10 protein-coding genes are annotated in these 13,482 nt (G+C 73.9%); 4 read left to right on the forward strand and 6 right to left on the reverse strand.

Annotated elements, in window-relative coordinates; genetic code table 11:
- Positions 1 to 10: 10 nt before the first annotated feature.
- Both RY076_RS13015 and RY076_RS13020 read right to left on the reverse strand, forming a co-directional pair.
- Positions 11 to 1,144, reverse strand: a complete 1,134-nt coding sequence (locus tag RY076_RS13015) for a ferrochelatase (RefSeq protein WP_323098623.1) — start codon at positions 1,142 to 1,144, stop codon at positions 11 to 13.
- Positions 1,145 to 1,198: 54 nt separating this feature from the next.
- Positions 1,199 to 1,831 carry a trimeric intracellular cation channel family protein gene (locus tag RY076_RS13020; protein WP_323098625.1) on the reverse strand — a complete coding sequence of 211 codons (633 nt, stop codon included), beginning with the start codon at positions 1,829 to 1,831 and terminating at the stop codon, positions 1,199 to 1,201.
- Positions 1,832 to 1,949: 118 nt separating this feature from the next.
- Here RY076_RS13020 and sepH point away from each other — a divergent pair, with 118 nt between their 5' ends.
- On the forward strand, positions 1,950 to 3,464 hold the full coding sequence (sepH, locus tag RY076_RS13025; RefSeq protein WP_323098626.1) for a septation protein SepH: 1,515 nt from the start codon (positions 1,950 to 1,952) through the stop codon (positions 3,462 to 3,464).
- A 13-nt stretch (positions 3,465 to 3,477) separates the two neighbouring features.
- On the opposite strand, the gene RY076_RS13030 is transcribed toward sepH, so the two are convergent.
- The 4 genes from RY076_RS13030 to RY076_RS13045 all read right to left on the reverse strand — a co-directional run bounded on the left by RY076_RS13030 (position 3,478) and on the right by RY076_RS13045 (position 8,782).
- Positions 3,478 to 4,167: a thymidine kinase gene (locus tag RY076_RS13030; RefSeq protein WP_323098627.1), complete on the reverse strand. Its 690-nt coding sequence runs from the start codon at positions 4,165 to 4,167 to the stop codon at positions 3,478 to 3,480.
- 11 nt (positions 4,168 to 4,178) lie between these two features.
- A complete protein-coding gene (locus RY076_RS13035) occupies positions 4,179 to 5,345 on the reverse strand; it encodes an alkaline phosphatase family protein (RefSeq protein ID WP_323098629.1) in 1,167 nt (388 codons plus the stop codon).
- A gap of 1 nt (position 5,346) precedes the next feature.
- Complete coding sequence (locus RY076_RS13040) at positions 5,347 to 5,946, reverse strand: DUF5998 family protein (protein ID WP_323098631.1); 600 nt, start codon at positions 5,944 to 5,946, stop codon at positions 5,347 to 5,349.
- Positions 5,947 to 6,061: 115 nt separating this feature from the next.
- Positions 6,062 to 8,782 carry a bifunctional acetate--CoA ligase family protein/GNAT family N-acetyltransferase gene (locus RY076_RS13045; RefSeq protein WP_323098632.1) on the reverse strand — a complete coding sequence of 907 codons (2,721 nt, stop codon included), beginning with the start codon at positions 8,780 to 8,782 and terminating at the stop codon, positions 6,062 to 6,064.
- 55 nt (positions 8,783 to 8,837) lie between these two features.
- On the opposite strand from RY076_RS13045, the gene RY076_RS13050 reads away from it, so the two are divergent.
- The 3 genes from RY076_RS13050 (at position 8,838) to RY076_RS13060 (ending at position 13,478) form a co-directional block, all read left to right on the forward strand.
- Positions 8,838 to 9,479 carry a nitroreductase family protein gene (locus RY076_RS13050; RefSeq protein ID WP_323098633.1) on the forward strand — a complete coding sequence of 214 codons (642 nt, stop codon included), beginning with the start codon at positions 8,838 to 8,840 and terminating at the stop codon, positions 9,477 to 9,479.
- Positions 9,480 to 9,540: 61 nt separating this feature from the next.
- Positions 9,541 to 12,006 carry a DNA gyrase/topoisomerase IV subunit A gene (locus tag RY076_RS13055; protein WP_323098635.1) on the forward strand — a complete coding sequence of 822 codons (2,466 nt, stop codon included), beginning with the start codon at positions 9,541 to 9,543 and terminating at the stop codon, positions 12,004 to 12,006.
- Positions 12,003 to 13,478: a sucrase ferredoxin gene (locus RY076_RS13060; RefSeq protein ID WP_323098636.1), complete on the forward strand. Its 1,476-nt coding sequence runs from the start codon at positions 12,003 to 12,005 to the stop codon at positions 13,476 to 13,478. The genes RY076_RS13055 and RY076_RS13060 overlap by 4 nt, the downstream gene beginning before the upstream one ends.
- Positions 13,479 to 13,482: the final 4 nt, after the last annotated feature.

Genomic DNA, 13,482 nt, shown 5'->3' on the forward strand with positions numbered 1-13,482 from the left:
GGGGTCCTCCTCAGTCGCGGCCGCAGAGGGCCGGTCGGGCGGTGCGCAGGTTGGGGCAGCAGCCGGGGGCGCACACCGAGGGCATCCGCCCCTCGAACTGGGGCACGACCTCGCCGCGGGCCTCGGCCGCCCGCTCGAGCAGCGCGTCGGCGAGGTCGCGCACGAAGGCCTCCCCCGTGCCGACGGTGGGCACCCTCACGAGCCGGACGCCGAGCCGGTCGCACGTCTGCTGCGCCTCGGTGTCGAGGTCGTAGACGACCTCCATGTGGTCGGACACGAAGCCGATCGGCGCCAGCACGACGGTCGAGATGCCCTCGGCCGCGAGCTCCTCGATGCGGTCGTTGACGTCCGGCTCGAGCCACGGCTGGCTCGGCGGGCCCGAGCGGGAGCAGTAGACGAGCTCGCCGGTGAGCTCGCGACCCAGCACGCGCCCGGCCTCCTCGGCCAGGTGCGAGGCGAGCGCGAGGTGCTGGCGGCGGTAGAGGTTGCCCTCGCCGTCGCCCGGGCCCGAGGTGTCGTCCATGGCGTCGGGGATCGAGTGGGTGACGAAGAGGAGCGCGAGCTCGGCGTCGGGCAGGCCGTCGAGGGACCGCAGCGAGCGCACCAGCTCCTCGAGGTTGGCGACGGCGAAGCCGGGTCGCGGGGCGTACTGGGCCACCTTGTCGATCTCGAGCTCGATGCCGTCCTCGCGAAGCTCGGCGTCGGCGTCGGCGAGGTTCTCACGGTACTGACGGCACGAGGAGTACGAGGAGTAGGCGCTCGTCGTCAGGGTGAGGACGCGGCGGTGCCCGTCCGCGTGCGCCTCGCGAAGGGCGTCCGGGATGAACGGCTCGCTGTTGCGGTTGCCCCACACGACGGGGGTGTCGATCCCCCGGGCGTCGAGCTCGCGACGCAGGGCCGCGATGAGCGCACGGTTCTGGTCGTTGATGGGGCTGCGACCGCCGAAGAGGAAGTAGTGCTCACCGACCGCGGCGAGCCGCTCGTCGGGGATGCCGCGGCCGGCCGTGACCCGGCGTAGGAACGGCATGACCTCGTCGGGGCCCTCGGGGCCGCCGAAGCCGAGCAGGAGCACGGCGTCGTAGGGCTCGAGCGAGGCCCGGGCCGACGCGCCGGGCCGGGCGCTGCTGGGGGTCTGACCTGTCATGGGTGGCTGCGGCCTCTCGATCGGGTGTGGCTGGTGCGGTGCGGTCCGGCGCGCTCAGGTGCCGGACCGCAGCGGGGTGGGGGCGTTGAGGTCGAGGCGCACCGCGACCATGCGCACGACGAAGACGAGGCCGACCGCCGTCCACAGCAGCCAGTCCTGCAGCGATCCGAGTCGGGCCGCGACGACGATGACCACCGAACCGAGCATGGCCGGCAGGGCGTAGAGCTCGCGGCGCAGCACCTCGGGCACCTGCCCGGCGAGCAGGTCGCGCACGACGCCGCCGCCGACGGCGGTGATGACGCCGACGAGGACGGCCGCGATGGGCGCGACGCCCGGCGTCGTGACGGCCTTGAGGCTGCCGGCGACGGCGAACACGGCCAGGCCTGCGGCGTCGAGCACCCGGACGAAGCGCGTGGTGCGCTCGACGGCCGGGTGGTAGAGGAAGGTGACGAGCCCACCGAGGGCCGCCGCCGTGAGCAGCCGCCAGTCGCTGATGCCGACCGGTGGGATGTCGCCGATGAGCAGGTCGCGCACGATGCCGCCGCCGAGCGCAGCGGCGCAGGCGAGCACGAGGACGCCGAAGAGGTCGAAGCGCTTCTTGACGGCGACGAGACCGCCGGAGAGCGCGAAGACGAACACGCCGACGATGTCGAGGGCGAGCTGGGCGGAGGCGTACGAGGTGGGCATGCCAGAGCAAACGGTACCGGTGCGGCGTGGGCGCTTTCGTGCCCGCCCGGCCGGTGGCATGCTCGATCCACCACCAGCCCACCGACCCGTCCGACCCCACCCACCGAAGGACCCTTCCATGCAGCACCTCCGGCTCGTCGGCGTCCACGAGGACGGCACGCACCTGCTGCTGACCGACGACGACGGCAACGGGTTCGCCCTCCCGCTCGACGAGCCGCTGCGCGCGGCCGCGCGGCGCGACCGGCCGCGGCTCGGGCAGCTGCAGATCGAGATCTCCGGTGGCCTGCGTCCGCGCGACGTCCAGGCGATGATCCGGGCGGGGCTGTCGGCCGAGGAGGTCGCCGAGCGCGCGGGCTGGGCCGTGGAGAAGGTGCACCGCTACGAGGGGCCGATCCTCGCCGAGCGCGAGCACGTCGCGGGCCTGGCCCGCCAGGCCCGGCTGCGCGCCCGGGGCGCGTCGCACGGTGGCTCTCCCACGCTCGACGCGCGGGTCTCCGAGCGCCTGCGCTCCCGGGAGATCGACCTCGGCTCGGTCCGCTGGGACTCTCGACGCACCGAGGCCGGCACGTGGACGGCCCTGCTGCGTTTCACCGCCGGCGGCCGCGAGCGTGAGGCCGCCTGGCACTACGACCCGCTGTCGCGGACCGTCACGGTGCTCGACGACGAGGCCCGCTGGCTCAGCGAGGACGAGGAGCAGCAGGCTCCCGGACCGATCCCCGCCCCGCACCTGTCGGCGTCCACCCGCCCGAGCCGCGTCTACGACGTCGAGGCCGAGGGCGGTGTCAGTGAGCCGCGCGACACGGGCGAGACGCGTCGGGCCACCGGTGTCTCGGCGAGCGCCAGGCGCCGCGAGGGCGAGACCGTCGACCTCATGGCGGCGATGCGCGAGCGCAGCGCCCAGCGCCGCGGGCGTCGCCGGCCGCGCGCCGCGGAGGTACCCGGGCTCGAGGACGTCCCCGAGGAGGCCCTGCCCCTCGAGGAGCTCGCCCGCGACCCGCGCGAGGAGCTGCCTCCGGCCGCGCACACCCACCCCGAGGACGACCCGGAGGTCGAGAAGCACGGCGAGGCCGCCGACCGCATCGGTGTCGAGGCCGCGGCGCGCAAGGCCCGCCGGGCCGAGCGCACCCAGCCGGTGCGTCAGTCCGACGCCGCCGCGCGGCCCCGGCGAACCGAGCGGAGCGAGCCGAGCGAGGACATCGAGAACGTCGAGAACCGCGAGCACGGCGAGACGGAGCCGGCCCGAGCCGACACCGGCCATGCCGCCGACCTCCACCGCGCGGACGTCGACGGCAGCAGGGACACCACGGATGACACCGCGGGCGCGGACAACACGGCGGACGCAGAGCCTGTCGAGGACGTCCGCCCGGCGGCGCCGGCCGTCGCTGCCGTCCGGCGCGCGGAGCCCGCGCACGACGCCCCGGAGGCAGCGGACGCGCGCGACGAGCGCGGTGTGCACGACGTGCCCGACGCGCCTGAGCCGGACGACGAGGAGTCGGGCGAGCTCATCGAGGAGCGGGCGACCGCGAGCGACCCGCGCCCGACTCCCCCACCGCGTCCGGCGGCGGCCCGCAAGTCCGGGCGTCCGAGCGTCCCGAGCTGGGACGACATCATGTTCGGCCGCCGCGGCGACTGACGTCGAAGGTCGGTCAGTCGGCCTGCGTGATCGGCAGGGGCGGCAGCGGACACACGTCGAGGTCGAACGGGAGCAGCTCCGGCGACACCGCCGCGGCCCGCGCCGCGTGGGAGGTCATCCGCCGCATGTAGTGCCGGCGGCACAGCACCTCGTACTCGACGACGCCGGCGCCGGGCTTGGTGTCGCCGACGACGACCTGCTCGCCCTCGACGACCATGACGCCGTCGAGGACGCGGGCGTTGGTCGTGGCGCGACGACCGCACCAGCACAGCGCCTCGACCTGGAGCACCTGGACGCGGTCGGCGAGCTCGATGAGCCGCTTGCTGCCCGGGAACAGCTCGGTGCGGAAGTCGGCGGTGATGCCGAAGGCGAAGACGTCGATGTCCATCTCGTCGACGATCCGGGCCAGCTGCTCGACCTGGTCGCCGGTGTAGAACTGGGCCTCGTCGCAGATGAGGTAGTCGATGCGCTGCCCGGACGTGGCGCGCTCGACGACGGACTCCCAGAAGTCGAGGGTGTCCTCGACCTCGAGCGCGCCGGTCGACAGCCCGAGGCGCGAGGACAGGACGTTGGTGCCGGCGCGGTCCATCTTGGTGTAGATGAGTCCGACGCGTCCGCGGGCGCCGTGGTTGTGGTCCATCTGGAGGGCGAGGGTCGACTTGCCGCAGTCCATGGTCCCGGAGAAGAAGACGAGCTCAGCCACGGGGCACCACCCTAGGGGGCGAGGCGGGGCGGCACCACGACCACCGGCACGGCGAGTTCCGCGTCGCTCGTCGACCCGTGCAGGCCGAGCAGGCGGACGACCTCGGGCCGCATCAGGCCGGAGTGCACGACGGCCAAGCCGTCGCCGGTGACGACGAGCAGGTCGCCGATGCGCGGGGCGACGCGGGCGCTGACGGCCCCGAACCAGCCCTCGTCGACGGCCTGCTCACGGGTCAGCACGCGGGCCCGCCCGGCGAAGCGCTCGGTCCAGGCGGCGGCGACCTCGGCGAGCGCCCCGGCCTGCGTGTACAGCTGGGGGTTGCGGGGCTCGCCGCCGAGGTGGCGCACCCCGGCCATGAGGGCCGGCTCGTCGACGAGGTCGACGCGTGCCTCGAAGGGGACGTCGACCATGCCGTGGTCGGCGGTGACGACGACCGACGTGTCGGGAGGCACGCTGCCGACGAGGCGGCGCAGCGCGGCGTCGACGGCCTCGACCTCGTCGCCCCACTGCCAGGACTGGCAGCCGTGCACGTGCCCGACCTTGTCGACCTCGCCCCAGTAGAGGTAGACGAGCGAGCGCGGGGCGGCACGCACCGCCGACAGCGCGGCATCGACCCGGGCCTCGAGCGCGTGCGCGGCGCGGAAACGGCCGCCGCGCAGGGCCGCCGTGGTCAGGCCCGAGCCGTCGAAGTAGTGCGGGCCGACCATGGTGACTGCGAGCCCCGCCGACGCGGCCTCCTCGAAGACGGTCCGGTTCGGCTGCCACGTGCGGGGGTCGGGGCCGTTCTCCCACGACAGCTCGTTGAGGACGCGGTCGGTGTCGGGGTCGAGCACCTGCATGCCGACGAGGCCGTGGCTGCCCGGTGGCAGCCCCGTGCCGAAGGAGCCCATCGAGGTGGCGGTCGTCGTCGGGAAGCCGCACGGCACCCGCTGCATCGAGTCGAACCGCGAGCGCAGGAACGGGGCGTGGCCGCTGCGCTGGCGCAGCAGGTCGTGCCCCAGCCCGTCGACGAGGACGACGACGGTGCGCGCCGCGTCGGGCAGGCCGAGGACGTCGCGGCCGGCGTATGCGGGCACACCGAGACCGGCGGCCACGGAGGGCAGGACCGACGCGAGGGTGGGTCCGGACCAGTCGAGCACGGGCACCGGTGAGGGCGGCGACGCGTCGGGGCTGCTCACCTCAGAGGGCCGAGCCGCCGCCGATGCTCGCCGACAGGACGCGCGAGAAGCGCATCGCCTTGCCGACGGCGGCCTCGCCGTCGGCGGCCGAGCTGATCCGCAGCGAGATGTCGTCGGAGGCGATGGTGCCCTCGAAGCCGTGGTCGGCGGTGCAGTCGGGGTCGCCGCACTGGGCCGGGATCATGTCGAGGCGGCTCACCGCTCCCCAGCCGAGGGTGAGGGTGAGGTCGCGGCCGTGGCTGCCGGCGGTGAAGGTCTCGGGCTCGGACACGACGTGGGTCAGCATGACCCCTCGGACGGCGGCGAGCGGCACGGTCTCGGTGGTGGCCGTGGCCATGAGCTTGTCGTCGGGCTCGGCGTGGTCGTCGGCGTGGGCGATGACGAGGCGCTGCGGCGTGACGACGAGGACCGTGACGTGCCGGCGCACCGTCTCGTGGTCGAAGGTCGTCTCCTGGTGCACGAGGTGGCTGACGACCTCGTCGTCGGCGACGGCTGACTCGACGACGTCGCACACGAGGTCCGGGTAGTAGCCCGCGCGGGTGATGTCCGCCGTGAGGTCGTCGGGGAGGGCCCGGTGGGCGTCCTGGGTCGTGCGTCGCATGACCCCATCCTTGCACCCGCCCGGCCCGGTACCGCCCACGCCGACCTGTGGGTGTGGACGCCGGCCCGGCCGGGCGGGGCGTCGTCCACAGGGCCGGGGGTCGGAGGGCGACGCGTCAGGTCATCCGGCGCCGGCCCGGATCCTTGCGCACGAGGGCGTGCCGCACGACGACCTCGGCACCGAGCACGTCGACGCCGCCGGTCCACGCGTTGACGGGGTTGAGCTCGACGGAGGCGAGCTCGGGGTGGTCGTCGGCGAGGACGGAGAGCCGGGCCACGAGGTCGGCGAGCGCCGCGCGGTGCACGGGGGCCGCCCCGCGGTGGCCGCTCAGCAGCGGGGCGGCCTTGACGCCGTCGATGAGGTCGGTGACGTCGACGTCGGTGAGCGGCGGGATGCGGTGGGCGACGTCGCCGAGCAGCTCGGTGGGTGGGCCGGCCACGGAGAAGGAGACGACCGGCCCGAAGAGCGGGTCCTCGCTGGCTCGCACGACGCACGAGACGCCGGGCACGGCCATCCGCTGCACGACGAACCGGTCGGCGCCGAGCGGGCCGAGGCGACCGGTCAGCGACGCGTGCGCCTCGCGGACCGCCTCGGCGTCGACGAGGTCGCCGCGCACGCCGACGAGACCCGGCTGGTGGCGCACGACCGGTGAGGTGGACTTGAGGATGACGGGGTAGGTCAGCAGGTCGGCGGCCGCCACGGCCGACTCGACGGTGGTGACCTCGACGGCCGGCCACAGCCGGATGCCGTAGGAGCCGAGCAGGTCGCGCGACTCCTCGCGGGTCAGCGCACGACCGTCGGGCGAACCGGCGAGCACCTCGTCGATGATGCGCTCGGCCCGCAGGCGGTCGATGCCGATGGGACTCACCTGGCTGCCGCGGTCGCGGGAGCGCCACTGGGCGTAGCGCGTCACGGCGGTGAGGGCGCGGATGCCGTCCTCGGGCATCGAGTAAACGGGCACCGAGCGGTGCTGGCCGTCCTGCTCGTACGACAGCAGGTCACCCACGCCGCGCATGCCGAGGAAGGTTGCCACGCAAGGCTTCTCGTGGCTGGCCGCGATCGACCGCACCGCGGTGAGCACGTCCTCGTCCTGGGTGACGAGCGGCGGGATGAACGCCGCGACGACGCTGTCGACGTCGTCGTCGGCGAAGGCGGCGTCGAGCGCGGCCGCGAACTCCTCGGCGGACGCCTGCGGCAGCAGCGACACGGGGCCGTGCGTCACGCGCATCCCCCAGCTGAGGCACGCCGACGCGCTCAGCGCGCCGAGCGCGTCGGAGTTGCCGACGATGGCGACCCGCTCCCCCTTGGGCAGCGGCTGGTGCAGCGTCAGCTGCGCGACGTCGAAGAGCTGGTGCACGTTCTCGACGCGGATGACGCCGGCCTGGCGCAGCAGGGCGTCGAAGGCCTGCGGCGGGGCGTGGGTGACGCGGGTGCGGTGCCCGGGCGGTGCCGCGTAGCTCGAGACGCCGGACGAGACGACGACCACCGGCTTGACCTGCGCCAGCTGCCGGGCGATGCGGGAGAACTTGCGCGGGTTGCCCATCGACTCGAGGTAGAGGCCCACGGTGTCGGTGGACTGGTCGTCGATCCAGTACTGCATGAGGTCGTTGCCCGAGACGTCGACACGGTTGCCGGCCGAGGCGAACACCGAGATGCCGAGGCCGCGCCGGGCCGCCGAGGCGAGCACCGCGACGCCGAGGGCGCCGCTCTGGGCGAAGAGGCCGAGACGCCCCCGCTCGGGGATCACGGGGGCCAGCGTCGCGTTGAGCCGCACGTCGGGGTCGTTGTTGACGAGGCCGAAGCTGTTCGGGCCGACGAGGCGCATGCCGGCCCGCCGGACACGTCGGCGCAGCCGGTCCTGCAGGTGCGCCCCCTCCTCCCCCGCGTCGGCGAACCCCGACGACATGACGAGCAGGGCCCGGACGCCGGCCTTGCCGCACTCCTTGACGACGTCGACGGCCTGCTCGGCGGGCACGACGACGACGGCGAGGTCGACCTGCTCGGGCACGTCCGCGATGGTCGGGTAGGCCCGCAGGCCCTGGATCGTGTCGGCGACGCGGTGGATCGGGTAGATCTCGCCGGCGAACCCGGCCGCGAGGATGTTGCGCAGCACGAGCGCGCCGATCGACTCCGCGCGCCGGCTCGCACCGATGATGGCCACCCGCTGCGGGAAGAGGATCGTGCTCATGCTGCGGGCCTCGGCGCGGTGCTCGCGCGCGAGCTGCACCGCCTTGCTCTGCTCGGTGGGCAGGATGTCGAAGGACACCTCGACGACGCCGTCCTCGACGTGGTGCGACACCTCGTAGCCGGCCTCGCGGAACACCTGGAGCATCTTGCGGTTCTGGGGCAGCACCTCCGCGGTGAACCGGGTGATGCCGAGCTCCTGGGCGATGGCCGCGAGGTGCTCGAGCATCACCGAGCCGATGCCCTTGCCCTGGTAGTGGTCGGAGATGTTGAAGGCGACTTCGGCGCTGCTGGCGTCGATGCGGTCGTAGCGGCCGATGCCGATGATCTCGTCGTCGAGGGTGGCCACGAGGGCGACGCGGTCGTGGTGGTCGACGTGGGTGAACCGGTGCACGTCGCGGTCGCTCAGCTGGCGCAGGGGCGCGAAGAAGCGCAGGTAGATCGACTCGTCGGACTGGCGCGCGTGGAAGGTGCGGATGCCGTCGGCGTCGCCCGGCCCGATCGGGCGCACGTGCGCGACGGTGCCGTCGCGCAGCACGACGTCGGCCTCCCACTCGACGGGCCCGGCGGGCCAGTCGTCCGTGGCCGCGCCTGCGGTCGGCACGGCCTCGGGCGCGCCGGTGCCGGCCTGCTGGTCCGCTCCCGAAACCATGGGGCCATCGTGTCACGTCGCGCCGAGGGCGCACCTGCGATGCGAGGCTGGCCACATGGAGTTCACCCAGGTCGTCCGCGCCCGTCGCATGTCCCGCCGCTACGACCCGGACCGCCCGGTGCCGCGCGAGGTCGTGGAGCGCTGCCTCGACAACGCCGTGCGGGCTCCCAGCGCCGGGTTCAGCCAGGGCTGGGACTTCCTCGTGCTCTCGACCGACGCCGAGCGCCGGGTCTTCTGGGACGCGTCGGCCGAGCCGGACGCGTCGAGCGAGCCGGACGCGTCGGGCGACGACCCGTGGCTCGCCGGCATCAAGGGTGCACCGGTGCTCGTGCTGTGCCTGTCGGACAAGGACGCCTACCTCGACCGGTACGCCGCGCCGGACAAGGGCTGGACCGACCGCGACGAGGCCCGCTGGCCGGTGCCGTACTGGGACGTCGACACCGGCATGGCGGCCCTGCTCGTGCTGCTCACGGCCACCGACGAGGGCCTCGGCAGCCTCTTCTTCGGGGTCCCGGCCCCACGCCACCCGGCCGTCAAGGCGGCCCTCGACATCCCCGACGCGCGCCGGATCGTCGGGGTCGTCTCGCTCGGCTACGTGGTCCCTGGGCCGAAGAGCCCGAGCCTGCGCCGGCACCGCCGGACCGGCTCCGAGGTGGCCCACTGGGGCCGTTTCGGCGTGGCAGGTGAGCCGACCTGATCGGCCTGCGGGAAGATGGGGCGTTCACCCGACAGCGGCACGGCAAGGAGCAGCACCCGGCATGGCGCGACGCACGACCACCACGCCTCCCCCTGAGGACTTCGAGGAGAAGATCGTCGGGATCGACGTCGAGGAGGAGATGCAGAACGCCTTCCTCGAGTACTCCTACAGCGTCATCTACTCCCGGGCCCTGCCCGACGCCCGTGACGGGCTGAAGCCCGTCCAGCGGCGGATCCTCTACGGCGCCAACGAGCTCGGCCTGCGCCCCGACCGCGGCCACGTCAAGAGCCAGCGCGTCGTCGGCGAGGTCATGGGCAAGTACCACCCGCACGGCGACCAGGCGATCTACGACGCCCTGGTCCGCATGGCGCAGCCGTTCACGCTGCGCCTGCCGCTCGTCGACGGCCACGGCAACTTCGGCTCGCTCGACGACGGCCCGGCAGCCGCCCGGTACACCGAGGCGCGGATGGCCGACGCCGCCCTGCTCATGGTCTCGGGACTCGACGAGGACACCGTCGACTACGTCCCGAACTACGACGACACCCAGCTGCAGCCGGGCGTCATGCCGGCCGCGTTCCCGAACCTGCTCGTGAACGGTGCCGCCGGCATCGCCGTCGGCATGGCCACGAACATGCCGCCGCACAACCTCGTCGAGGTCATCGGCGCCGCGCGCCACCTCATCGCGAACCCGACGTGCTCGCTCGACGAGCTGATGAAGTTCGTGCCCGGCCCCGACCTGCCGTGCGGTGGCAGGATCGTCGGGCTCGAGGGCATCCGCGACGCCTACCTCACCGGCCGCGGCAGCTTCCGCACCCGCGCCACGGCCCGCATCGAGTCGATCACCGCGCGCCGCAAGGGCATCGTCGTGACCGAGCTGCCCTACCTCGTGGGCCCCGAGAAGGTCATGGACAAGATCAAGGACCTCGTCCAGGCCAAGAAGCTGCAGGGCATCTCCGACCTCAAGGACCTCTCCGACCGCACGCAGGGCCTCAACCTCGTCATCGAGATCAAGAACGGGTTCAACCCCGACGCGGTCCTCGAGCAGCTCTACAAGCTGACGCCGATGGAGGAGAACTTCGGCATCAACAACGTCGCGCTCGTCGAGGGCCAGCCCCGCACCATGGGCCTGAAGGACCTGCTCAAGGTCTACGTCGACTTCCGCACCGACGTCGTCCGGCGGCGTACGTCCTTCCGGATGAAGAAGGCCCAGGACCGCCTCCACCTCGTCGACGGTCTGCTCATCGCGATCGTCGACATCGACGAGGTCATCCAGCTGATCCGCTCGTCCGACGACGCCGGCACGGCCCGCGCGCGGCTCATGGACGTCTTCGACCTGTCCGAGCTGCAGGCCAACTACATCCTCGAGCTGCAGCTGAGGCGCCTGACGAAGTTCTCGCGCATCGAGCTGGAGAAGGAGAAGGAGACCCTCGAGCAGACCATCGAGGAGCTCCGGGCCATCCTCGAGAACGACAAGCTGCTCATGAAGCTCGTCTCCACCGAGCTGGCCGACGTCGCCAAGTCGCACGGCACGCCGCGTCGCACCGTGCTGCTCGAGGGCTCCGGCCAGAGCGCGGCGGCCGCTGCCGCGTCGCCCCTCGAGATCGCCGACGACCCCTGCTGGGTGCTGCTGTCCTCCACCGGGCTGCTGGCCCGCACCGGGTCCGACGAGCCGGTCACCGCAGAGGGGTCGCGCTCCAAGCACGACGTCGTCGTCGGCGCCGTGCGCACCACGGCCCGTGGGGAGTTCGGCCTGGTCACCTCGGCTGGGCGCATGGTCCGCCTGTCCGCCCTCGACCTGCCGACGCTGCCGCCGACCAACGGCGCCCCGAGCCTGTCCGGTGGCGCGCCGCTCGCGGCGTACGTCGACCTCGGCAAGGGCGAGGAGCCGCTGACCATCGTGCCGATCGGCGCGGAGGCGCCGGTCGTCGCGCTCGGCACCGCGAGTGGCGTCGTCAAGCGGGTCACGCCCGATGCCCCCAAGAGCAACGACTGGGACGTCATCAGCCTCAAGGACGGCGACTCCGTCGTCGGTGCCGCCGTCGTCGATCGCGACGACCTTGACCTCGTCTTCCTCACGACCGACGCCCAGCTGCTCCGCTTCCCCGCGAAGTCCGTTCGCCCGCAAGGCCGCTCGGCCGGTGGCATGGCGGGCATCAAGCTGGGTGGCTTCGGCCGTGCTGTCTTCTTCGGCGTCGTTGACCCGACGCGCGAGGGCATCGTCGTGACCTCGGCCGGCTCGTCGGGAGCGCTGCCCGGCACCGAGGGCGGCTCGCTCAAGGTGACGCCGTACTCCGAGTACCCGGCCAAGGGCCGGGCCACCGGCGGGGTCCGCTGCCACCGCTTCCTCAAGGGAGAGGACACCCTCGTGCTCGCCTTCGCCGGCAACACCCCGGCCCGCGCCGCGGCGGCCAACGGCGTCGCCATCGACCTGCCACCGGCCGACGGCCGGCGCGACGGTTCGGGCGTCCCGACGAACACCGTCATCGGCGCCATCGCCGGTCCCCCGTCGGCGGGCCCGGCGTCGTGACGCCCCGCCCCGCCGACACGTCGGCCCCCGGACCGGAGGAGGAGCGCGGCGCCGCAGCGGTGCCCGACGACGCAGCCGAGGTGACCGAGTCGGCCGACACCGCCCAGCAGCCCGACGACACCGACGAGGACTCGGCTGCCGGCGCCGAGCCCGAGGGCCCGGCCACGATGGCCGACGCCACCGACACGGCGCCCGCAGGGCCGGACGGGCAGGAGCCGGGCGCCGAGGAGTCCCTGGCGCCCTCCGACGACGCCGAGTCTCCCGAGGACGACGAGACTCCCGAGGAGACCGAGGACGACGAGACTCCCGAGGAGACCGAGGACGACGACGATCCCGAGCACGCTGATGTCGTGGCCGCCGCCGAGAAGTCGGACGGGGCCGTGACGACTGCCGAGCCCGCGGCCGAGCCCGTGCCCGAGGACGGGCACGACGCCCATCCGGCCACGACGGGGCACGGTGAGCCCGCGAGCGACGCGTGCTCGGTCCTCTTCGACCACGACGGCACGAGCGCCTACGGAACGGCCGCACGCGCCCGGTTCTTCGTCGCCGTCGAGCAGCCCGGCCCGTGGGGCCGCGACGCCGCGCGCGAGTCGCACCTCGACCGCGAGCTCGGCGCCGAGCTCGACGCGCGCACCGCCCAGGCCGGCGGGCGGTTCATGCTCATCCGCAAGCCCGGTGGCCACCCCGCCAGCGACGCGCCCCGCACCGTCCTGCTCGCCCACGCCGGTGCCCGGCCGGCCGACGCATGGCTGCTGCGGGCGACCGTCACGAGCATCGGCGACCTGCTCGGCCTCGACTGGGGCGCCCTGGCGCGCGGCAGCCGGGCCATGGTGCGCGCGTCGCTGCCGGGCGCCGAGCCCGCCGAACCGACGCTCCTCGTGTGCACGAACGGCCGCCGCGACGTGTGCTGCGCCGTGAGGGGCCGTCCGCTCGCCGTCCACGCGGGTCGGGTGGCACCCGGGCGCGTCTGGGAGGTGTCGCACACCGGCGGTCACCGGTTCGCCCCGACCGCCGTGCTGCTGCCCTGGGGGCAGACCTACGCCCGGCTCGACGACCCGGCTGCGGAGTGGGTGCTCGGTGCCAGCGCCACCGACCACACCCCCGAGGAGCTGCTCGGGCCGCAGCACGACCGCGGTCGCTCCTCCCTCGAGCCGGCCGCCCAGTGCGCCGAGTCGCACGTGCGGGCCCTCCTCGGCGAGACGCACCTGCCCGCGCTCTGGGCCGGGGGCGCCGAGCCGCGGCCCGCCACGACCCGGCCCGACCAGCCCTCGGACGAGACACCGCCCGACGCCTGGCTCGTCCCGGTGACCCACGAGGACGGACGCGTGTGGCGCGTCCGCGTCGAACGTGCTGCCGGCGGGCTGTCGCGCCCGGAGTCCTGCGGCAAGAAGGCCGTGCCGGTCCACGAGTACCGCGTCACCGTCGTCGCCGGCCCCTCGCCCGCCGCGTCACTCGCCCAGCCACAGCCCTAGGAGG

Source organism: Intrasporangium zincisolvens (genome assembly GCF_034724055.1).
GTDB classification, from domain to species: Bacteria; Actinomycetota; Actinomycetes; order Actinomycetales; family Dermatophilaceae; genus Monashia; species Monashia zincisolvens.